We start from the raw sequence: 20272 nt of genomic DNA, 5'->3' as shown, positions 1-20272 counted from the left end.
AGTAAGATTTCAATCCGATTCCTGCGGAAATTCGGATAAGATTTGCCCAAGCCTACTGCCAGTCGCTATGCCCTAGCTGACAGCAATCAGGCGAGGCTCTCCGTGCCGCTCATCTACAAGATCTGCCCCGAGGCTTTGTGGCTGGAAGCCGAGACGGCGGGGCGTTTTTCAGGCGCTCCGGTCGATCTCGCCGATGGCTATATTCATTTCTCGACCGGCGGTCAGCTGCGCGAAACGGCAGCGAAACATTTCGCCGGGCAGACGGACCTGCTGCTGATCGCCATCGACGAGGCAAGGCTCGGCGGGCACCTGCGCTACGAGACCTCGCGCGGCGGAGCCCTGTTCCCGCATCTCTATGCCCAGCTCGACCCGAAGGCCGTGCGCTGGATCGCACCGCTGCCGCTCAGGGCGGACGGAACACATCTCATTGCGGAGGACATCGCGTGATCGGCAGCCTGTTCACCCTCGCCCGGCCGCTGATCCACCGGCTCGATGCCGAGACGGCGCATCGCATGACGGTCGCGGCGCTCGCAGCCGCCCCGCCGCTCAAGCCCGCCGCCGACGATTCCGTTCTGGCGAGCGAGGCCTTTGGCCTCTCCTTCTCCAACCCGGTCGGCCTCGCGGCCGGTTTCGACAAAAATGCCGAAGCGGCCGATGGCGCGCTCGGGCTTGGCTTCGGCTTCGTCGAGGTCGGCGGCGTGACGCCCTTGCCGCAACCCGGCAACCCCCGGCCGCGCGTGTTCCGGTTGCTGGAGGACGAGGCCGTCATCAACCGCTACGGCCTCAACAGTGAGGGCATGGAGATCGTGGCGCAGCGGCTCGCCGCCCGGCGCAGGCGAGGCGGAATCGTCGGCGTCAATCTCGGCGCCAACAAGGAATCATCCGACCGTGCCGCCGATTATGCGGTGCTGGCTCGCAGGCTCGCCCCGCATGCCGACTTCCTGACCATCAACGTCTCCTCGCCGAATACGCCAGGCCTGCGCGACCTTCAGGCCGAATCCGCGCTCGACGATCTCGTGGCGCGGACGCTGGCGGCGCGCGATGAGGTCGCAGCGGCGAGCGGCCGGCGGACTCCGATCCTGCTGAAGATCGCACCCGACCTCACTTTGCCCGAACTCGACGGCATGGTTGCCGTGGCGCGCAAGCGCGCGATCGACGGCATGATCGTCTCCAACACCACCGTGGCGCGGCCGGAAAGCTTGCGCGCGCAAGCCAGGGCCGAGACCGGCGGGCTTTCGGGGCGGCCGCTCTTTGCCGTTTCCACCCGGATACTGGCGGAGACCTTCCTTCGTGTCGAAAGTCAGTTTCCGTTGGTCGGTGTCGGCGGGGTCGATTCGGCCGAGACCGCTTTTGCCAAGATCCGGGCGGGCGCGACGCTCATTCAGTTCTACACCGCGATGGTCTTCCACGGTCCGGGCCTGGTGAAAACCATCAAGACCGGCCTGGCGGCGGAAGCCCGGAAGGCCGGCGTCGAGCGGATCGGGATGCTGACCGGGCGCGATGCGGCTGCGATCGCACGCGGAGAGACGCTCTAGGGCTCAGCGGCGCGCCGCGAACAGGCGCGCCAGCAGCCAGAGCGGCACCACGATCAGCGCACCGGCGATGACCCATTGGCCGACTTCGCGCACGGCGCCGAAGCCGAGATCGCCCAGAGAGCGCACGAACCGGGCCACCGCCTCATAGAGCGAGCGTGGCGAGAGGCCGAGAAAGGCCATCGCCGCGCCGACAAGAAGCGAGATGAAGATCAGCCGGACCAGCACGCCGAGCGGTGAACCGCCGAGAAAGCGATCGACACTGCCATTGCTCATCGTCTCATGATCCTCCGAGAGGCCCGACATTGGGCCCAAGCTGCTTGAACGGCATCTGAACGACACCGTGCGGGGCTATAGCCCATCGCGCTCACGCCGTCGCGGACGCGCCTGCGGTGGCCCAGGCGGTGCCGGCGATCTTGGCTGCGGCGATCACGGCCTGCGTGCGGCTATCGACGTCGAGCTTGGTCAGGATGGCCGAGACATGAGCCTTCACCGTCGCCTCGGAGACGCCGAGTTCATAGGCGATCTGCTTGTTGAGCAGTCCTTCCGACAGCATCATCAACACACGCACCTGCTGCGGCGTCAGCGTCGAGAGGCGGCGTACCATGTCGGCGACCTCCGCATCGACAGGCGCCGCCAGATCGATCCCCGGCGGTGTCCAGACGCCGCCATCGAGCACGGCGCGGATGGCCTCGCCCATCTGCTCGACATCGGCCGTCTTGGGAAGGAAACCGAGCGCGCCGAACTCGATGCAGCGGCGAATCACGGCAGGGTCATCATTTGCCGAGACGACGATGACGGGGATTTCGGGATGGTCGGCCCGCAGGAAGAGCAGGCCCGAGAAGCCCTGAACGCCCGGCATGGTCAGGTCGAGCATGACGAGATCGGCGTCGCCGCCGGTCGAAAGCGCCTCCGTCAGCGCATCCAGAGACCCGACCTCGCTGACCTCGGCGCCAGCCAAAGCATGCGAGACCGCCTGCCGCAGGGCGCCCCTGAAGAGCGGATGATCGTCCGCGATGACGATCCGTGTCGCAGGCTGCCGACTCATCGCATCAATCCCCGTTTCCGCCCGGCCAGCATCTTGCCCCATGACATCCTGGCCGATGCCATCCTGCCCGGTGCGTCAAGGCGATCTCAAGCACCACGCGGCTGGCGGCGCAAGCCGTCACGGGCCAAACCGACAATCGACGGTGCGAAACGCCCGTGCGGCGCCGGCCATGAAGGCCTTTATACGCCTTCGTCATGGTACCCGGAACGAGCTTCACCAGTTCGTGCCCAGTTCCGAGGCCTTGGCTTAGCCGCCCGCCGGCAGGAGTTGTTCCAGCGCCTCGATGCGGTCGGCCTCGCGTGGCGGCTTGTCCCAACGGATGCGGCTGATGCGGGGAAAGCGCATGGCGAGCCCCGATTTATGACGCGTCGAGCGTTGCAGGCCCTCGAACGCGACTTCGAAGACGAGCCCGCTCTCGATGGTATGCGTGACCTCCCGCACCGGGCCGAAGCGGTTTTGCGTGTTTTTGCGGACATAGCGGTCGAGCTCGACGAGTTCCTCATCGGTGAAGCCGAAATAGGCCTTTCCGACCGGCACGAGTTCGTCGCTGTCGGGCGTCGTGCGCCAGACGCCGAAGGTGAAGTCGGAATAGAAGGAGGAACGCTTGCCGTGGCCGCGCTGGGCATACATCAGCACGCAATCGACCAGCCGCGCCTCGCGCTTCCATTTCCACCAATAGCCCTTCGGACGTCCGGGCAGATACGGCGAGTCGCGCCGCTTGATCATGCAGCCCTCGACAGCTTCGGCATCGGCGGCGGCGCCTGCCACTGCGGGGTCGGCCCGTGCTGCGGCGAGTTCGCCCCAGTTCGCGAAGGGAATCGTCGCCGAGAGATCGAAGCGGTCGCTGCCGAGCCGGCCCAGAAAGGTCTCCAGCCGGGCGCGACGCTCCATCAGCGGCAGGGCGCGGATATCGTCGGATCCGTCTGCCAAGAGGTCGTAGACGCGGATATGGGCCGGGTACTCGTCGAGCATCTTTACTGTCACCGTCTTGCGGTTCAGGCGTTGCTGCAGCGTGTTGAAGCTCTGGACGGCGCCCTCGCGCATCACCAGCAATTCGCCGTCGAGCGCGCCGTCCTGCGTCAGCGCCTCGACGAGATCGGGGAATGCGCCGGCGATATCCTCGCCGGTGCGGGAGAAGAGCCGCGTCAGGCGCGTCCCGTCGGGGCGCGTACCGCTGACGGCCTGGACGCGAATGCCGTCCCATTTCCATTCGGCGCTGAAAGCGGCGGGATCGAGCTTCTCGAAATCGCCATCCTCGATGGGATGCGAGAGCATGACCGGCCGAAACGGCGCGGGATCGTCGGCCTCCGGCCGCGTCGCACGCCCCTCCAGCCAGTCGAAGAGCGCGGTGTAGGGCGGCTCCAGACCGTGCCAGACCTGCTCGACCTCATCGGCCGGCACGCCACCTAGGCTTGCGGCCGCCGTCTTGGCGAGGCGAGCGGACACTCCTATGCGCAGAGAGCCGGTGATCAGCTTGAGCAGGGCCCAGCGGCCCGTCTCGTCGAGTGCATCGAGCCATGAGGCGACGAGGCGCGGGAGTTCGGTCTTGCCGGCATTGCGCAGGCCGGCGGCGACATCAGGCAGATGCGGCACGTCGTTGGCGCCGTGCTGGCCCGGCCACATCAGGGCGACCGTCTCCGAGAGATCGCCGACATAGTCGTAGGACAGCGCAAACAGCACCGGATCGGTCCGCTCGGCGATCAGTGCGCGGATCAGCCCCGCCTTGGCGTTGCGAAAGACCAGACCGCCGGTCATCGCCGCCAGCGCCAGCCCGCGGTCGGGATCCGGCGTGGTGCGCAGATAATCCGCGATCAAGGCGAGTTTCGCATTGCGGCGCGGCTCATAGGCCAGACGGTCGAGCAGCCAGGCAAAGCGGTTCATCGCGTCGCCCCCCTGCCACAGCCGGCACCTTTCCACATGCTGCCTTGCATCGTTCAGCTACCATTCATGAAGGAAACCTTACCGGCAAAGGAGAGCTTGGGAGAATGATGCCGATGCGAGCCGCGATACGGTTTCTGGCCTTGAATCTCTTCGCGGCGACGATGTTGGCGGGAACCTCCGTTCAGGCGGGAACCTTCTCCTGCCGCGAGACGCCGATCGTCCAGCCCGTAGCAGCTCTCTCCGGCCTCGCCACACGCGTCACGCAAGGCCGCTCGCTCGAGATTCTGGCAATCGGCTCCTCCTCGACGGAAGGCATCGGTGCGTCCGCCAAGGACAAGACCTATCCGGCCCGGCTCAGGGCTATGCTCGGCAAGGCCTGGCCCAATCTCTCGGTCGACATCGTCAATGCCGGCATCGGCGGCGAGACAGCCCCGCAAACCCTGGTCCGTCTGAAAAAGGCGCTGGCCGAGCGGCGCTACGATCTCGTGATCTGGCAGGTCGGCACCAATGACGCCGTCAATGGCGGCGATCTCGCCAAGTTCCGCAGCATGGTCACCGAGGGCATCGCCATGGTCAGGCAGGCCGGCCCCAGCCTTGCCATCCTCGATCCGCAGTTTTTCCCGGGCGTCCGCGAGCCCGAACGCTATCGCAGCTTCGTCGAGGCGATCGCCGAGACCGCCCGGCTGCAATCGGTCCCGGTTTTCACGCGCTATGATGCGATGCGGGAATGGTACGGCCGGGATGCACAAGGCTTCACCAGCGCGCTGTCGTCCGACGGCTTCCACATGAGCGATGCCGGCTATGACTGCCTCGCCCGCGACATGGCAACGGCGCTCGTCGGCATGGCGACGCCGCCGCGCGCCGTGGTGGCGCAGTCGCGGTAATCCAACCTCAGCCGGCAACTGCACTGGCCGCCTCCCCGGTCGATTCGGCCTCGCCCTCGTCGCCATAGCCAACGAGATGCAATGGCCTGGCCTTCAGGCCGACCGTGCCGCACCAGTGCACGAGCGCATCCGCCTCGCCATGGGTGACCCAGATTTCGCCGGCCCGGACTTCGCGGATCGTCGCCTGAAGATCGTCCCAATCGGCATGATCCGAGATGATCAGGGGCAATTCGACGCCCTTCTGCCGGGCCCGGGCGCGGATCCGCATCCAGCCCGACGCGAATGAGGTGACGGGATCGGGGAACTTTCGTGCCCAGAGATCCTGGATCGCACTCGGCGGGCAGATCACGATTTCGCCGCCCAGCGATTTCCTGTCGGTAGAGGCGACCTTGCGGATGTCGCCGAGAACCGCTCCCTCCGCGATATAGAACGCGGTCAGCGCATCCATCGCGCCATGGGTATAGATCGGTCTCTCGTAGCCGGCCTCGCGGATCAGCGCCATGACGCGCTGGGCCTTGCCCAGCGAGTAAGCGCCGACGATATGGGTGCGTTCGGGAAACAGCCTGACCGATTCCAACAGTTTGGCGACTTCGAGATGCGCCGGCGGATGCCTGAAAACCGGCAGGCCGAAAGTCGCCTCGGTGATGAAGACGTCGCAGGCAACCGGCTCGAAGCCAGCGCAGGTCGGGTCGCGCTCGCGCTTGTAGTCGCCGGAGACGACGATGCGCAGGCCCCGGCTCTCGACCACGATCTGGGCGGAACCCAGCACGTGGCCTGCCGGCACGAAGCGGAAATCGACCTCGCCGATCCGCGTCACCGCGCCAAGGACTGCTTCCTGCCGCTCTCCCGTAAAGCCCTCGCCATAGCGGAGAGCCATGATGGCGAGCGTCTCGCGCGTCGCCAGCACGGCGCCGTGGCCGGCGCGGGCATGGTCGGAATGGCCATGGGTGATCAGCGCCCGAGCGACCGGGCGCACAGGGTCGATGTAAATCTCGGCCGGCGGGCAATAGAGGCCGGCCGGCGTCGGGATCAGCAGCTGCGAGGGGCGCCAAATTTGATCGGAGCGCTGTCTGGCCAGTGTCATGCTCCTCAGATAGACCCGCGCACATGATCGAAAAGGGCTCGACGACGCATTCCGCCAGTTCGGGCGATCCGACGCTCGATCGTCGCTACGCCTGGGCGGAGGCTGCGCTGAAGGACGGCGACGCGCAGGCCGCGGTCGAAATCCTCGACCAGACGCTGGCGCAAGCCTACCACTTCACCGCCGCCTGGCACCTTTACGGGCTGGCGCAGGAGATGCTCGGCCGCAACGAGGATGCAGCGACCGCCTGGCGGCAATGCCTGACGCTCGACCCCAACGATCATTTCGGCGCGCGGCTCGACCTCGCCCGCATCGGCGCCATGGCGGCCGAGGATGCGACCTCCGAGAATTTTTCCGGCGCCCTGTTCGACGGCTATGCCGAACGCTTCGACAACCATCTGACGCAAGCCCTGCATTACAACGCCCCTGCCCTGCTGAAGGAAACGCTCGCGCGCATCAGCGATAACGCAGGCAGGGCGTTTCGGTTCGAGACGGTCTACGATCTCGGCTGTGGCACCGGGCTGATGGGCGAAGCCATCCGCGCGGAAACCGGCTTCCTCGCCGGCTGCGATCTCTCGCCGCGCATGATCGAACGCGCACGGACCAAGCTCCGCACTGATGGCGAACCGCTCTACGACAAGCTCGCGGTCGCCGGCCTCACCAGCTTCCTCGTCAGCCGCCCCGACCATTCCGCCGAGCTGGTCATAGCGGCGGATGTCTTCGTCTATCTCGGCGAACTCGGGCCGGTCTTCGCGCAGAGCGCGCGCGTCCTCAAGCCAGGCGGCCTGCTGGCTTTCACCGTGCAGAGCCACCCCGGCGATGGCGTCGTCGTCGGCGCGGACCGCAGATTTGCGCATGCGGAAAGCTGGCTCCGGCAGCGGCTGGAAGAAGCACGCCTGCGTCCTCTAAGCGTCGAGACTGCCAGCACGCGACAGGATCGCGGCGTCGCGGTTCCCGGACTGATCGTGGTGGCGGAGAAAAGCTGAGCGCGCCGACCGCACCGCCAGCCATTCCCCTCCCCGCCCGCAGCGCCTATCTCTGGGGAGAATGACCGCCCCCACCGCCGTCCCGAACGCAGTCCTGCCGCCCGCATTCGAGGCCTGGTTCGCCAGCCGAGGCTGGAACGCACGGCCACATCAGCTCGCTTTGCTTGAAGAGGCTCGCGCGGGCCGTTCGACGCTGTTGGTCGCTCCGACAGGGGCCGGCAAGACGCTCGCCGGCTTCCTGCCCTCGCTGGTCGAACTCACCGAGCCGGGCCGCGAACGTGAGGGGCTGCACACGCTCTATGTCTCGCCGCTGAAGGCGCTCGCCGTCGACATCGCCCGCAATCTGGAGATGCCGGTTGCCGAGATGGGCCTTGCCATCAAGATCGAGACCCGCACCGGCGACACCCCGGCCGCCAAGCGCGCCCGCCAGATCGCGCGGCCGCCCGACATCCTGCTGACGACGCCGGAGCAGCTGGCGCTTCTGGTCTCGCATCGCGACGCAAAACCCTTCTTCGCCGGCTTGCGCCGTATCGTTCTCGACGAATTGCATGCGCTGGTGACATCCAAGCGCGGCGACCTGCTCTCGCTCGATCTCGCACGCCTGCGCGGCCTCGCGCCAAACCTCAGCGCAGTCGGGCTTTCGGCGACGGTTCGCGAACCTGCCGACCTCCAACGCTTCCTTGGCGGCGCGGAGACGCCTGCGGGTCTCGTCACGGTGACGGGCGGGGCCAGCGCGCGCATCGGCATCCTGCAAACCGCAAGCCGCCTGCCGCTCGCCGGTCACACGACCGGCCATGCCATGGGCGAGATCTACAACGCCATCCGCGCCCACAAATTGACGCTGGTCTTCGTCAACACGCGCATGCAGGCCGAATTCGCCTTCCAGGCCCTGTGGAACATCAACGACGACAATCTGCCGATCGCGCTGCATCACGGCTCGCTGGACGCGGGCCAGCGCCGCAAGGTCGAGGCGGCGATGGCGGCCGGCCGACTCAAGGCCGTGGTCTGCACCGCCACGCTCGATCTCGGCATCGACTGGGGCGATGTCGACCTCGTCGTGAATATCGGCGCACCCAAGGGCGCCAGCCGGCTGATGCAGCGTATCGGCCGCTCCAACCACCGCATGGACGAGCCCTCGAAGGCGCTGCTGGTGCCCTCCAACCGATTCGAACTGCTAGAGTGTCGTGCGGCGCTGGACGCCGTCGCGGAAGCTGCGCAGGACACGGCGGACGCCCGCACCGGAGGGCTCGACGTGCTCGCCCAGCATGTGCTCGGCGTCGCCTGCTCCGATGGCTTCGATGCAGACGCGCTCTATGAGGAGGTCTGCACGGCTTCCCCCTATGCCGGTCTCCCCCGCGCCGACTTCGACGCTGTCGTCAACTTCGTCGCGACCGGCGGCTACGCGCTGCGCAGCTATGAGCGTTTCGCCAAGCTGCGGCAGGACAAGATCGGTCATTGGCGCGCCAGCAACGCCCAGGTGATCCAGCAATACCGCATGAATGTCGGCACCATCGTCGAATCGACCATGCTCAAGGTCCGGCTCGGACGGGCGCGGGCCGGAAAGCCGGGGCAGCCCTCGATGATCACGCGGGGCGGCCGAGTGCTCGGCGAGGTCGAGGAATATTTCGCGGAGACGATGACGCCCGGCGATACCTTCATTTTCGCCGGCGAGGTGCTGCGCTTCGAGGGCATCACCGAGAACGAGGCCATCTGCTCGCGCGCCGCGCCCGGCACCGACCCCAAGATTCCCTCCTATAATGGCGGCAGGTTCCCACTCTCGACCTTCCTGGCCGCCCGTGTGCGCACGATCCTGGCCAGCCCCCGGGAATGGGCCTCCCTGCCCGACGAGGTGTCCTCCTGGCTGCACGCGCAGAAACGGAAGTCGCGGTTGCCGAAACCCGGCGAATTGCTGGTCGAAACCTTTCCGCGCGGCGGACGCTTCTATCTCGTCGCCTACCCGTTCGAGGGCCGTCTCGCCCACCAGACGCTGGGCATGCTGCTGACGCGCCGGCTGGAGCGCAGCCGGATGCGGCCGCTCGGCTTCGTCTGCAACGATTACGGCATTGCGGTCTGGGGCCTCGGCGACATGAGCGCCGCGATCTCGCGCAGCGCCTTGAGCCTCGACGATCTCTTCGCGCAGGACATGCTCGGCGACGATCTGGAGGAGTGGCTCGCCGAATCGGCGCTGATGAAGCGCACCTTCCGCTCCTGCGCCATCATCGGCGGATTGATCGAGCGGCGCTTTCCCGGGCAGGAGAAGAGCGGCCGGCAGGTCACGATCTCGACGGATCTGGTCTATGATGTTCTGCGCCGGCACGAGCCGGACCATGTGCTGCTCAAGGCGGCGCGGGCGGACGCCGCCACGGGCTTGCTCGATATTCAGCGGCTTGGTCAGATGCTGACACGAATCAGCGGCCATATCGTGCATCAGCCACTCGACCATGTGTCGCCGCTCGGTGTCTCCGTGATGCTCGAGATCGGACGCGAGGCGGTTTATGGCGAGGCGGCCGATGAAATCCTGGCGGAGGCGGAAGCGATGCTGATCGAAGAGGCGATGGCGTGACGGTTGCCACCAACGCGGTCTCGCGGATGAGCGAAGCCTTCATGCTGGGGCGGCTGGCGATCGTGCCCGATCTCTCGGGCGCGCTCTGGCTGCCCGATGAGAGCACGCTCGTCGTCGCCGACCTGCATCTCGAGAAGGGCTCGGCCTATGCCGCGCGCGGCGTATTCCTGCCGCCCTATGATTCGACCGCCACCCTCGCCGCGCTGGCGGCCGCCGTGCTGCGCCACGCGCCGGCCCGCGTGATCGCGCTCGGCGACAGCTTTCACGACCGCCAGGCGCATACACGGATCAGCCTGGAGAGCGTCTCTGCCCTGCGGCAGCTTCAGACGGGACGCGACTGGCTCTGGGTCACCGGCAACCACGACCCGCAGATCAGCACGGAGATGGGCGGAGAGACCACCGCCATGATCAGCATCGCCGGCATCGCCCTGCGCCATGAGCCCGACGAGCAGGAGACCGGTTTCGAGATCGCCGGGCACCTCCATCCGGCCGCCAAGGTCAGGATGCGCGGGCGCGCCTTGCGGCGGCGCTGCTTCGCCTTGTCGCCGCGGCGCTGCGTGATGCCGGCGATGGGCGCCTATGCCGGCGGACTAAACCTGCGCGATCGCGCCTTCCGGCCGCTCTTCCGCGAGGGCCTGAGTGCGCATATGCTCGGAGACAGCCGGCTCTTCCGCATCGACGAGCGGTTGCTGTTACCAGATTGAGAAGAGTTCACCTTGCCGGGTTGCGTCGGCAGTAGGCTTGTGGCATCAGGACGCCGCTTCGGAACGACGCCGCGCTCCTGATCGCCCTCACCGACGATCGATGCGCTTGATGGCTGACGGTCCTGCTGCGGTAGCTCAGTGGTAGAGCACTCCATTGGTAATGGAGAGGTCGAGAGTTCAATCCTCTCTCGCAGCACCAGCATTCCCTCGGTGAATCAACACATATCCACACTGCCGCTGGGCTGCGTTCAGCACATATCGGCCGAACATGACATGTCGATTCGGGGGGCCCTTCGACGATTGTAGGTTCATGACTGTCGCCAGCTGACGACAATCTGGCGGGCTTGATCGTGCTTCAGCCTGCCGGTCCCCAAACCCGCCCACTCCGTCAGCCCGAGAAGGGATTTCGAGACTGACGGCCGCGTACCGTCTGCGGGCTGGCGGCGATGGCCAAGGCCATGTCCCATGCTACTCGGCGCGCTGTCCCTTGCCGTCGACCGACGCCGGCCCCTCTGGATCGGAAGGCTCATAGCGCCGCGCCATGGTCGTCACGCAACAGCCATGGTCGCCTTGCGGCATGCTGACCGAACAAACCTGCTCCCAAATGCCAGCGTGACCGGCGGCCTCAAGCCGGCGCCGGCGTGCGGTTCCCGGACAGGATCTGGCCGAGGAACTGCCTTGTGCGCTCGTTTTGCGGGTTGGCGAAGAACTGGCTCGGCGGCGCGGATTCGACGATCTCGCCCGCGTCCATGAAAATCACCCGATCCGCCACGCGGCGCGCGAAACCCATCTCATGTGTCACGACGAGCATGGTCATGCCGCTCTCGGCGAGCGAGACCATGACATCGAGCACCTCATTGACCATTTCCGGGTCGAGTGCCGAAGTCGCCTCGTCGAACAGCATGATCTTCGGGTTCATGCAGAGCGAACGCGCGATCGCGACGCGCTGCTGCTGGCCGCCCGAAAGCTGGACCGGGAACTTGCCGGCCTGCTCGGGGATATGCACGCGCTCGAGATAGGTCCGGGCGATCCGCTCGGCCTCCTCACGCGACAGGCCGCGCACCTTCATCGGTGCCAGCATGCAGTTTTCCAGCGCGGTCAGATGCGGAAACAGATTGAAGCTCTGGAACACCATGCCGATTTCGCGGCGCACGACGTCGATGCGCGGCATATGCGCGTTCAGCGTCACGCCATCGACGACGATTTCGCCCTGCTGATGCTCCTCGAGCTGGTTCAGGCAACGGATCAGCGTCGACTTTCCCGAGCCGGACGGGCCGCAGATGACGATGCGCTCGCCGCGCCGCACCTGCAGGTCGACATCGTGCAGGACGTGGAACGTCCCGTACCATTTGTTGACCTTCTTCATCTCGATGATGACGTCACCCAGCTCCGAGCCCGGTGAATCCGGGCCTGGCGCGGTTGCAGCCTGCGGCATGGCCATCAAGGCATCCTTCCAAACAAGATCCACGCGGCCGCCATATGAGGGCGGCCGCGTCGACAGATTATGCTGCGTCAGAAGCTCGGCATCGGCGGCAGCTGCGACAGCGGAATGCCGAACCAGCGCTTGTTGATCTCGCTGAGCTGGCCGTTGCCGGCGACCTCGGCGATGAACTTGTTCGACCATTCGGTCAGAGCCGTGTCGGCCTTGCGGAAGGCCATGCCGTTGGCCTGTTCCTTCAAGGTCAGTTTCGGCTCGATGTTCATCTGCGGATAGTCCTTGTTCAGCTGAGCAAGGATGGTGTTGCTGGCGCCCATCGCAGCGACCTGGCCGGAGATCAGGGCCTGGAGGGCGGTGGCGTCGTCGTCGAAGCGCTTGATCGCCGTGCCCGACGGAGCGATGGCGGAAATCGCGGTGTCCTGGGTGCTGGCACGCGCGACGCCGATCGTCACATCCTTCAGATCCTCAGGCTTCTTCACGGCAACCGATTTCGGCGCCAGCACGTAGATCGTCAGGGAGCTGTACGGGTTGGAGAACAGCACCTGCTTGGAACGCTCGGCCGTGATGCCGAAGGTCGCGATCAGGACGTCGATCTTGTTGGTCAACAGATAGGGAATGCGGTTGGGGCCAGTCACAGGCACGAGCTCGAGCTGCACGCCCATCGCCTTCGCCATCAGCGCCGCGACATCGGCATCATAGCCGGCCGGCTTCTGGCTCGCATCGGTGCCGCCGAAGGGCGGGTAGTCGGTCAGCACGCCGACCAGAAGCTTGCCGCGGGTCTTGATTTCGTCGGGCGTGGCGGCCTGGGCGGTATCGCGGCCGAAGGGCAGCACGGCTGCGGCAACGCCGGCCGCCAGCATCAGGCCCAGGCTCCTGCGAACGATCTTTTTCATCAAGGTCATCATTGCTCCTCCCACTGTCATGCAGTGATCTTGGTTTGGGTCGTTTCCACTCACCGGCTTGCGACGGTCAGTTTTCGCTCCATGACCTTGCTGTAGGCCGATAGCGGCCAGCAAATCAGGAAATAGACCAGCGCCACCAGCGCAAAGATCGTGAACGGGCGGAAGGTGGCGTTGTTGATGATCTGCGCCGCGCGGGTGATCTCGACGAAGCCGATGATCGAGGCGAGCGAGGTGCCCTTGATCAGCTGAACCAGGAACCCGATCGTCGGCGGAATCGCGATGCGGATGGCCTGCGGAATGATGATCAGGAACATGCGCGGCACATAGGTCAGTCCGAGCGAGTACGCGGCTTCGGATTGACCGCGTGGCACGACCTCGATCGAGCCGCGCCAGATCTCGCCGAGAAAGGCGCTGGCGTGCAGCGAGAGCCCCACCGCCGCAGCCCCCCAGGGATCGACGTCGATGCCGAAGATGCCGGGCACGAAGAAGGCCAGGAAGAGCTGCATCAACAGGGGCGTGCCTTGGAAGACCTTGATGTAGCTGAGCGCCAGCCAGCGCAGCCATTTGAATTCGCTGGTCCGCGCGAGCGCCACGATGAGCCCGCCGATACCGCCGCCGATGAAGGCAACGATGGACAGGAGCAGCGTCCAGCGGACCGCCATGATGATGAAAAGGATATCGCCTTCGCTGAGGACACGCATGCCGGTTCTCCTAGCGCAGGCTGGGTTTGCGCAGCCAGGCGCGTTCTATGGCGGCGAACGCGCCCCAGAACAGCACCGACATGGCGAAATACATGCAGGTCACGACGAAATAGACCTCGAAACTGCGGAAATTGCGCGACTGGATGTCGCCGGCCGCAGCCGTCAATTCGCCCGCGGCGATGGCCGAGCAGACGCTCGAGTTCAGCATCAGCAGGATGAACTGGCTGGTCAGCGAGGGGTAGATCGCCTGGATCGACGGTTTCAGGATGATGTAGCGGAAAATCTGCAGGGGACGCAGGCCCAGCGACTTGCCGGCTTCGATCTGGCCCTTGGAAATGCTCTCGATGCCGGCGCGGATGATCTCGATGCCGTAGGCCCCGACATTGACCACCAGAGCCAGCAGCGCGGCCGTCTCCGAGGACAGCCGGACGCCCGCCGCCGGCAGGCCGAAATAGATCATAAAGATCTGGATCAGGAAGGGCGTGTTGCGGATGACCTCGATATAGGCGTCGAGAATCCATTGCAGCCAGCGCGGGCCCGATGTCTTGCCGAGAGCGCCGAGCACGGCCACGACCATGCCGATCACCATGGCGAGACCCGACAGCACCAGCGTGTGCAGGGCGCCCCTGAGCAGCTCCGGCCAATACGCAAAGACGTCGGCAAATTCGAATTGATACGCCATGTCAGCGCGACGCCCGCTCAGGACGTTGCGTACAGCACAGGCATGCGGTCGGCGCAGGCTCGATCAAGACCACGTCTTCTTCTCCACCTCGTTCTGAAGCCGGTTGAATCCGGCTGCTGTTTCGCTCTCACGCTCGTGCCGCTTTGTTCGGGGAAACGGCAACGCCTATCAACTGTATTCTTCAGAGTCTTGGAACCAGCAATCCACCATCGACTGCAAAGACCGAGCCGGTGGAGAACGCGAAGGCCCCCGAGACAAGCCCCGTGACAAGCCGGCCGACATCGGCCGGTTCGCCCCACCGGCCGGCGGGAACCAGGCCTTCGGCGATGCGCCGGTCGTATTTCGCTGCGACGACCGCAGTCATATCCGTGCGGATGATGCCGGGACGCACCTCGAAAACGACGAATCCCTCCGGCGCCAGACGCATGGCGAGGTTCTTTGACCACATCGACAGCGCGGCCTTGGAAACGCAGTAGTCGGCGCGATCGGGCGAGACCATCTCGGTGCTGGCCGAGGTGATGAAGATGATGGTGCGGCCACCCTCCTCCCGCTTCAGCATCGCGCGTGCAACGCACTGGCTGAGAAAGGCGGCTCCGCGCAGGTTCACGCCGAGCACATGATCGAAGGTTTCGGGCGCGAGATCGAGCATGTCGCCGCGAACCGGCGTTCCGATGCCGGCATTGGAGACGAAGCAGTCGAGCCGGCCAAAGCGCGCATAGACGGCATCGATCACGCCTGCATGGCTTTCGGTTGCGGCAACGTCATGCGCCACGAACAGGCTCTGCGCACCCTCGGCCTCCAGCGCTGCAGTCGTCTCGTCCACCGCAGCGTCAGCGACGATGTCGGTGAAGGCGATATCATATCCCGCTTGGGCGAGAGAGACGGCGATGGCGCGCCCGATTCCGCGGCGGGCACCAGTGATCAGGGCAACTGGCCGTGTCATGCTGAGATCATCCCTTGTCGATGCGCCACCCGCGTCCGCTGCCATGTCAGGAGCCCTGGAAGACCGGCTTCTGCTTCCGCTGGAACGCGCCGACGCCCGCCTTGACGTCGTCGGTGTAGGAGACAAGCGAACCGGCGAGGATTTCCATCGCAGCCGCCGCATCCTCTCCCTCAGCCGCGTTGATCAGCTGCTTGGCGATCGTCGTTGCGACCGGCCCGCGCGCCAACACGCGCTCGGCGACAATCCGCGCGGCGTTCAACACAGAGCCAGTCTCGACGACGTCGTCGACGATACCCAGCGACAGCGCCCGCTCGGCCGTCACGATCTCGCCCATCAGCGAAAGCCGCCGCACGACGCCCGCGCCGAAGCGGGCCACGAGACGCTGCGTGCCCGACCAGCCCGGGATCATGCCGATGCCGGTTTCGGGGAGCCCGATCTTGGCCTGGGCCTCGCAGATGCGGAAATCGGCAGTCGCGGCGAGTTCCAGCCCCCCGCCGAGCGCGTGGCCGTTCAAGGCCGCGATCAGCGGAACCTTCAGCCGCGCAAGCTTGTCGAAGACGCGGTGCCCGGTGCGCACCCAATCCTGCCCCATCTGGAGCGGGCTGAGCGCACCCCAGGCCGCGATGTCGCCGCCCGCACAGAAGGCCTTGCCGGCCCCGGTCAGGATCGCAACGCGAACGGACGGATCACGGTCGATCCTGTCGGCGGCCTCGCCGAGCAAGGCGACCATCGTCTCGTCGAGAGCGTTGAGCTTCTCGGGCCGTGCGAGCGTGATGATCGCGACATGATCGGCAATGACGAGCTGGACCGGGTCGCTCTGGACTGGATCGCTCATGCCCTGCCTCCCCCGATATCGAGGCCGATCGGCGCGGGATCGAACAGGTTCGCATCCATGACCTTGAGATTATCCGATACGATCAGCGGGAATTCGGCCTGAGCCAGGATATCGCGCTCGAGGTCCACGCCGGGCGCGATCTCGGTCACTTCTATGCCTTTCGGCGTCAGCCTGAGAACGCAGCGCTCGGTGATGTAGGTGATGTCCTGCCCCTGCGCGACGGCGCGCTGGCCCGAGAAGGAGACATGCTCGACCTCTTTCACCAGCTTCATGATCTTGCCTTCCCTAGCGATCTTCAGCTCCTTCTCTTCGATCGCGAGACCCGCGGCGGCGGTGAAATAGCCGGAGAAGACGATGCGCTTGGCGCGGGCGGTGATGTCGACAAATCCCCCGGCACCGGCCGTCACATGCGGGCGGACACCGAGTTTCGAGACGTTCACCGAGCCATTCGCATCGATCTGCAGGAAGGACAGCAGCGAGACGTCGAAGCCGCCGCCCTGGAAATAGGTGAACTGATAGGGCGATGGCACGATCGCCTCGGCGTTCGAGGCGCAGCCGAACTGGAAGTCGAGCAGCGGCACGCCGCCGACCGCTCCCTGCTCGATGACCCAGGTCACGTCGCCATGCCGCCCCTCTTCGATCAGGACACGCGGCACGTTGGCAGAGATGCCGAAGCCGATATTGACCGCATTACCGTAGCGCAGCTCCTGCGCCACGCGCCGGGCGATCACCTTGGCGGGGTTGAACTCGGGCAGCTCGAAGCTCGACAGGGTGCGGAAGACCTCGCCGGAAATGGCCGCGTCGTACTGGGTCTGCGTCGTCTGCATCTGGTCGGGCGCGACCACGATCGCGTCGACCAGCACACCTGGCACCATGACATTATGCGGCTTCAGCGTGCCGCTCTTGGCGAGACGCTTCACCTGAGCGATGACGATGCCGCCATTGTTCCTGACCGCCAGCGCCTGATCGAGCGGGCCGAGATAGCCGCCCTCATGTTCATAGGAGAGGTTGCCGCGCTCATCGGCCGTCGTCGCGCGGATGATCGCGACATCGGGCACGATCGCCTTGAAGTAGAGCCAGTCCTCGCCATCGAAGGTGACGCGCTTGACGATGGCCTCTTCCGCCGCCTTGGCATTCATCGCGCAGCCCTCGCGGGCGGGATCGACGAAGGTATCCATGCCGACCTTGGTGAGGACGCCCGGCCGCTTGGCTGCGGCCTCGCGATGCATGTCGAAGAGAATGCCGGTCGGGACGTTATAGGCCGGGATCTGGTTCCCCGTAACCATCTTCCAGATCGCGGGCGGCTCTGCCGAGGACGGGCCCGACGGATAGGATCCGCCGAGGATTCGGGCGAGCAGGCCGGGCTTGGCGATGTGATCGACGCCCTTGATGCCCCACATGTCGCCGGCCGCGATCGGATGCAGCGTGGTGAGGTTGCGTGGATGGCCCTCGGCATCGAAGCGACGTCCGATGGCGGCCAGGACGGCATCCGGACACCCAAGCCCCGACGAGGACGACACCGTCACAATCGCACCATCGGGAATCAGTGCGGCGGCAGCGTCAGCCGAGACAACGGTTGGGAATGCCATGATCGATCAGACCTCTTGGACAGCCGCGCGTCGACCGCGGGCATTGGCAGGATTGGCCGCGCGATCGCGGGCTGGCCGGTATTGGTGAGACGTCATCCCGCAGCCGCCAGAGCCCGGTGGTGAATGCCGCAGGATTCGCGGATGATCAGCTTGGCCTCGCCGACATACGTCGCACCCGCCGCATTGCGATCCGCGATCTGGTCGAGCAGCATGCGCGCCGAGCGTTCGCCGAGACCGACCGCATCGACCGACACGGTCGTCAGCGCCGGCACGACATGGCGCGCCTCCTCGGTATCGTCGAAGCCGACAACGGCGATATCGGTCCCGACCGAGAGCCCTCGCCGCGCTGCCGCCAGCATCGCGCCGATGGCGACGACATCGTTGTAGCAAACGACGGCCGTCGGCCGATCGGCGAGCGCCAGCACCGCGCCCATCGCGCGAACGCCACCATCCTTGGTCGGCAGGCTTTCGATGTTGAGGCCCGGATCGATCGCGCATTTCGCATCCGCCATCGCGTCAGCGAAGCCCTGGAACCGATCCTGGCGAACCACCATCGAGCCCATGCCGCCGACATAGGCGATGCGCCTGTGGCCGAGATTCAGAAGATGGCGGGTGATGCGGGCGGCGCCGGCTCGGTTATCAGGCACGACCAGCGAAGCCTGCGAGCCCGCGATCCGGCGGATCGACAGGACAAGCGAGGCATCGCCGCTCGCCAGCCCCTCGACATCCTCGGGCCGCGTATCGAGAGCCGGACACAGGATGATCCCGCGCGCGCCGTTCTCGCGCATCATCCTGATGACCTGAGATTGCTGCGAGACGCTTTCGCCCGTATGCGCCAGGAAGGCGACGTAACCGGACATCTGAAGCACGTTCTGGATGCCGATCGACAGCTCGGCGAAGAACGGGTTCGAGAGGTCGTTGATGACGATGCCGACGATGTTGGAGCCGGCATTGCGCAGCCCTGCCGCGCCGCGATTATAGACATAGCCCAGCTGATCCATGGCGCGCTGGATCCGCTCGGCGGTCTCGCGCTTGACGCTGCCCCGCCCGGTCAAAACCAGCGAGACGGTCGATTTGGACACGCCGGCCGCCTTGGCGATCTCGATGATCGTCACGCGCCCCTTGTCGGATTCAGCTTCGGTCATGGGCTTGCCCCGGCTAATGGAACGTTCCCTATCATGCGGAATATATAATCGCAAGAACGCTTTCAATCGCCGCGAAATGGCGCTATTTGAGGGTTCCACAGCATAATAATAATGGAACGTTCCATTTTTGGAGGCCTTGATGGTCACGATCGCCCTGCCGGCTCTGGACGGAACGCTGTCGGATTTCGTGTTGTCGCCGGCATCGCCCTACCCGACACGCCATGAGGCGCCGGCACAACGCACCGTCTATGCGGCCGCGCATGTCGTGGCCGACCCGCTCAGGCTGATCACACCGTGGGAGCGCCCGGCCGTCGATTGGGACGCCACGCTGGCATTCCGGCGCCATCTCTGGGGGCTGGGCTTCAAGATCGCCGAGGCGATGGACACGTCCCAACGCGGAATGGGGCTCGATTGGAGCAACGCCTCGGAGCTGATCGCACGTTCACTGTCGGAAGCGAGGGCGACGCCGGGCGCCGACCTCGCCTGCGGGGCGGGCACGGACCAGCTCGACCTGCGCGCGGAGCATTCGCTCGAGGACGTCATCGCGGCCTATGAGGAGCAGATCGCCCATGTCGAGCGCCATGGCGGGCGCATCATCCTCATGGCTAGCCGGGCCCTTTGCCGTGCGGCACGCAACGCCGATGATTATCTGCGCGTCTACGGCCATCTGATCCGGCAGACGAAAGAGAAGGTGATCCTGCACTGGCTCGGCGAAGCCTTCGATCCGGCGCTGGCGGGCTATTGGGGATCGCGCGACTTCACGCCGGCCATGGAGACCGTGCTGACGCTGATCCGCGACAACGCGGCCAAGATCGACGGCATCAAGATCTCGCTTCTCGATGCCGAGAAGGAGGTCGTCATGCGTCGCCTGCTGCCCGCGGGGGTCGTCATGTATACCGGCGACGACTTCAATTATGCGGAGCTGATGGCCGGCGACGCGCAAGGGTTCTCCCACGGCCTGCTCGGCATCTTCGACCCGATCGCACCGGCGGCCGCCGCCGCATTCGATCGTCTCGCGGCCGACGACCTCGCCGGTTATCATGCCATACTCGACCCGACCGTCGCGCTGTCGCGCCGCCTCTTCGAGGCACCGACGCAGCATTACAAATGCGGCGTCGTGTTCCTGGCCTGGCTGAACGGCTTCCAATCCCATTTCCGCATGGTCGGCGGCGCGGAATCGGCGCGCGGCATCCTGCATTACGCCGAGCTTTTTCGCCTGGCCGACCGGGCGCATCTCTTCACCGATCCCGAGCGCGCAGCGAGCCGGATGAAGCAGCTCTGCGCGCTCAACGGTCTTGCCTGAAGCCTCGCGCACTCGCGCAGCGCCTGTCTCGCGCTCGCATTCCCCGAACACGAAG

At 65.8% G+C, this 20272-nt stretch carries 19 protein-coding genes and 1 tRNA gene; 8 read left to right on the top strand and 12 right to left on the bottom strand.

The window, feature by feature from the left end; genetic code table 11:
* Nucleotides 1-102 precede the first annotated feature (102 nt).
* Both C4S73_RS01570 and C4S73_RS01565 read left to right on the top strand, forming a co-directional pair.
* Nucleotides 103-447, top strand: a complete 345-nt coding sequence (locus tag C4S73_RS01570) for a DUF952 domain-containing protein (protein WP_103870703.1) — start codon at nucleotides 103-105, stop codon at nucleotides 445-447.
* Nucleotides 444-1535, top strand: coding sequence for a quinone-dependent dihydroorotate dehydrogenase (locus C4S73_RS01565; protein ID WP_103870702.1), 1092 nt, complete (start codon nucleotides 444-446; stop codon nucleotides 1533-1535). The genes C4S73_RS01570 and C4S73_RS01565 overlap by 4 nt, the downstream gene beginning before the upstream one ends.
* A gap of 3 nt (nucleotides 1536-1538) precedes the next feature.
* On the opposite strand, the gene C4S73_RS01560 is transcribed toward C4S73_RS01565, so the two are convergent.
* The 3 genes from C4S73_RS01560 to C4S73_RS01550 all read right to left on the bottom strand — a co-directional run bounded on the left by C4S73_RS01560 (nucleotide 1539) and on the right by C4S73_RS01550 (nucleotide 4461).
* Nucleotides 1539-1808: a DUF6460 domain-containing protein gene (locus C4S73_RS01560; RefSeq protein WP_103871231.1), complete on the bottom strand. Its 270-nt coding sequence runs from the start codon at nucleotides 1806-1808 to the stop codon at nucleotides 1539-1541.
* 91 nt (nucleotides 1809-1899) lie between these two features.
* Nucleotides 1900-2580, bottom strand: a complete 681-nt coding sequence (locus C4S73_RS01555; RefSeq protein ID WP_103870701.1) for a response regulator — start codon at nucleotides 2578-2580, stop codon at nucleotides 1900-1902.
* A 246-nt stretch (nucleotides 2581-2826) separates the two neighbouring features.
* Complete coding sequence (locus tag C4S73_RS01550) at nucleotides 2827-4461, bottom strand: cisplatin damage response ATP-dependent DNA ligase (protein ID WP_103870700.1); 1635 nt, start codon at nucleotides 4459-4461, stop codon at nucleotides 2827-2829.
* 104 nt (nucleotides 4462-4565) lie between these two features.
* Between C4S73_RS01550 and C4S73_RS01545 the strand changes: the two genes are divergently transcribed.
* Entirely contained in the window at nucleotides 4566-5345 is a 780-nt protein-coding gene (locus tag C4S73_RS01545) for an SGNH/GDSL hydrolase family protein (RefSeq protein ID WP_103870699.1), read from the top strand.
* Between the two features lie 7 nt (nucleotides 5346-5352).
* On the opposite strand, the gene C4S73_RS01540 is transcribed toward C4S73_RS01545, so the two are convergent.
* Nucleotides 5353-6429: a ligase-associated DNA damage response exonuclease gene (locus C4S73_RS01540; RefSeq protein WP_103870698.1), complete on the bottom strand. Its 1077-nt coding sequence runs from the start codon at nucleotides 6427-6429 to the stop codon at nucleotides 5353-5355.
* 23 nt (nucleotides 6430-6452) lie between these two features.
* Here C4S73_RS01540 and C4S73_RS01535 point away from each other — a divergent pair, with 23 nt between their 5' ends.
* From C4S73_RS01535 to C4S73_RS01520, 4 genes are all read left to right on the top strand, one after another.
* Nucleotides 6453-7412, top strand: coding sequence for a class I SAM-dependent methyltransferase (locus C4S73_RS01535; protein ID WP_103870697.1), 960 nt, complete (start codon nucleotides 6453-6455; stop codon nucleotides 7410-7412).
* 61 nt (nucleotides 7413-7473) lie between these two features.
* Nucleotides 7474-9975 (top strand): ligase-associated DNA damage response DEXH box helicase, encoded by a 2502-nt coding sequence (locus tag C4S73_RS01530; RefSeq protein WP_103870696.1) that lies wholly within the window; start codon nucleotides 7474-7476, stop codon nucleotides 9973-9975.
* Nucleotides 9972-10679 (top strand): ligase-associated DNA damage response endonuclease PdeM, encoded by a 708-nt coding sequence (gene pdeM / locus C4S73_RS01525; RefSeq protein WP_244595391.1) that lies wholly within the window; start codon nucleotides 9972-9974, stop codon nucleotides 10677-10679. Before C4S73_RS01530 ends, pdeM begins: the two co-directional genes overlap by 4 nt.
* A 124-nt stretch (nucleotides 10680-10803) precedes the next feature.
* Nucleotides 10804-10878: transfer RNA gene (locus C4S73_RS01520), tRNA-Thr, on the top strand.
* Between the two features lie 426 nt (nucleotides 10879-11304).
* On the opposite strand, the gene C4S73_RS01515 is transcribed toward C4S73_RS01520, so the two are convergent.
* The 8 genes from C4S73_RS01515 to C4S73_RS01480 all read right to left on the bottom strand — a co-directional run bounded on the left by C4S73_RS01515 (nucleotide 11305) and on the right by C4S73_RS01480 (nucleotide 18914).
* Nucleotides 11305-12120 (bottom strand): amino acid ABC transporter ATP-binding protein, encoded by an 816-nt coding sequence (locus C4S73_RS01515; protein ID WP_425290306.1) that lies wholly within the window; start codon nucleotides 12118-12120, stop codon nucleotides 11305-11307.
* A gap of 71 nt (nucleotides 12121-12191) precedes the next feature.
* Nucleotides 12192-13019 (bottom strand): transporter substrate-binding domain-containing protein, encoded by an 828-nt coding sequence (locus tag C4S73_RS01510; RefSeq protein ID WP_103871228.1) that lies wholly within the window; start codon nucleotides 13017-13019, stop codon nucleotides 12192-12194.
* Nucleotides 13020-13069: 50 nt separating this feature from the next.
* Nucleotides 13070-13720: an amino acid ABC transporter permease gene (locus C4S73_RS01505; RefSeq protein WP_103870695.1), complete on the bottom strand. Its 651-nt coding sequence runs from the start codon at nucleotides 13718-13720 to the stop codon at nucleotides 13070-13072.
* A 10-nt stretch (nucleotides 13721-13730) separates the two neighbouring features.
* Nucleotides 13731-14402 (bottom strand): amino acid ABC transporter permease, encoded by a 672-nt coding sequence (locus tag C4S73_RS01500; protein WP_103870694.1) that lies wholly within the window; start codon nucleotides 14400-14402, stop codon nucleotides 13731-13733.
* Between the two features lie 181 nt (nucleotides 14403-14583).
* Nucleotides 14584-15345, bottom strand: coding sequence for a 3-ketoacyl-ACP reductase (locus tag C4S73_RS01495; protein ID WP_103871227.1), 762 nt, complete (start codon nucleotides 15343-15345; stop codon nucleotides 14584-14586).
* A gap of 46 nt (nucleotides 15346-15391) precedes the next feature.
* On the bottom strand, nucleotides 15392-16180 hold the full coding sequence (locus C4S73_RS01490) for an enoyl-CoA hydratase/isomerase family protein (protein WP_103870693.1): 789 nt from the start codon (nucleotides 16178-16180) through the stop codon (nucleotides 15392-15394).
* On the bottom strand, nucleotides 16177-17769 hold the full coding sequence (locus C4S73_RS01485) for an acyl CoA:acetate/3-ketoacid CoA transferase (RefSeq protein WP_103870692.1): 1593 nt from the start codon (nucleotides 17767-17769) through the stop codon (nucleotides 16177-16179). The genes C4S73_RS01490 and C4S73_RS01485 overlap by 4 nt, the downstream gene beginning before the upstream one ends.
* 92 nt (nucleotides 17770-17861) lie before the next feature.
* On the bottom strand, nucleotides 17862-18914 hold the full coding sequence (locus C4S73_RS01480; protein WP_103870691.1) for a LacI family DNA-binding transcriptional regulator: 1053 nt from the start codon (nucleotides 18912-18914) through the stop codon (nucleotides 17862-17864).
* Nucleotides 18915-19053: 139 nt separating this feature from the next.
* Here C4S73_RS01480 and C4S73_RS01475 point away from each other — a divergent pair, with 139 nt between their 5' ends.
* Complete coding sequence (locus C4S73_RS01475) at nucleotides 19054-20217, top strand: dihydrodipicolinate synthase family protein (RefSeq protein WP_103870690.1); 1164 nt, start codon at nucleotides 19054-19056, stop codon at nucleotides 20215-20217.
* Nucleotides 20218-20272: the final 55 nt, after the last annotated feature.

Origin of the sequence: Allobosea lathyri (genome assembly GCF_900108245.1) — a bacterium.
Classification (GTDB): domain Bacteria; phylum Pseudomonadota; class Alphaproteobacteria; order Rhizobiales; family Beijerinckiaceae; genus Allobosea; species Allobosea lathyri.
This window is presented reverse-complemented; position numbering and strand designations above follow the sequence as displayed.

Excerpts from the sequence above, each read along its gene's own strand:
- C4S73_RS01560 (WP_103871231.1), bottom strand. The coding sequence starts at position 1,808 with ATGAGCAATGGCAGTGTCGATCGCTTTCTCGGCGGTTCACCGCTCGGC.
- C4S73_RS01555 (WP_103870701.1), bottom strand. The coding sequence starts at position 2,580 with ATGAGTCGGCAGCCTGCGACACGGATCGTCATCGCGGACGATCATCCG.
- C4S73_RS01550 (WP_103870700.1), bottom strand. The coding sequence starts at position 4,461 with ATGAACCGCTTTGCCTGGCTGCTCGACCGTCTGGCCTATGAGCCGCGC.
- C4S73_RS01545 (WP_103870699.1), top strand. The coding sequence starts at position 4,566 with ATGATGCCGATGCGAGCCGCGATACGGTTTCTGGCCTTGAATCTCTTC.
- C4S73_RS01540 (WP_103870698.1), bottom strand. The coding sequence starts at position 6,429 with ATGACACTGGCCAGACAGCGCTCCGATCAAATTTGGCGCCCCTCGCAG.
- C4S73_RS01535 (WP_103870697.1), top strand. The coding sequence starts at position 6,453 with ATGATCGAAAAGGGCTCGACGACGCATTCCGCCAGTTCGGGCGATCCG.
- C4S73_RS01530 (WP_103870696.1), top strand. The coding sequence starts at position 7,474 with ATGACCGCCCCCACCGCCGTCCCGAACGCAGTCCTGCCGCCCGCATTC.
- C4S73_RS01515 (WP_425290306.1), bottom strand. The coding sequence starts at position 12,120 with ATGGCCATGCCGCAGGCTGCAACCGCGCCAGGCCCGGATTCACCGGGC.
- C4S73_RS01510 (WP_103871228.1), bottom strand. The coding sequence starts at position 13,019 with ATGACCTTGATGAAAAAGATCGTTCGCAGGAGCCTGGGCCTGATGCTG.
- C4S73_RS01505 (WP_103870695.1), bottom strand. The coding sequence starts at position 13,720 with ATGCGTGTCCTCAGCGAAGGCGATATCCTTTTCATCATCATGGCGGTC.
- C4S73_RS01500 (WP_103870694.1), bottom strand. The coding sequence starts at position 14,402 with ATGGCGTATCAATTCGAATTTGCCGACGTCTTTGCGTATTGGCCGGAG.
- C4S73_RS01495 (WP_103871227.1), bottom strand. The coding sequence starts at position 15,345 with ATGACACGGCCAGTTGCCCTGATCACTGGTGCCCGCCGCGGAATCGGG.
- C4S73_RS01490 (WP_103870693.1), bottom strand. The coding sequence starts at position 16,180 with ATGAGCGATCCAGTCCAGAGCGACCCGGTCCAGCTCGTCATTGCCGAT.
- C4S73_RS01485 (WP_103870692.1), bottom strand. The coding sequence starts at position 17,769 with ATGGCATTCCCAACCGTTGTCTCGGCTGACGCTGCCGCCGCACTGATT.
- C4S73_RS01480 (WP_103870691.1), bottom strand. The coding sequence starts at position 18,914 with ATGACCGAAGCTGAATCCGACAAGGGGCGCGTGACGATCATCGAGATC.
- C4S73_RS01475 (WP_103870690.1), top strand. The coding sequence starts at position 19,054 with ATGGTCACGATCGCCCTGCCGGCTCTGGACGGAACGCTGTCGGATTTC.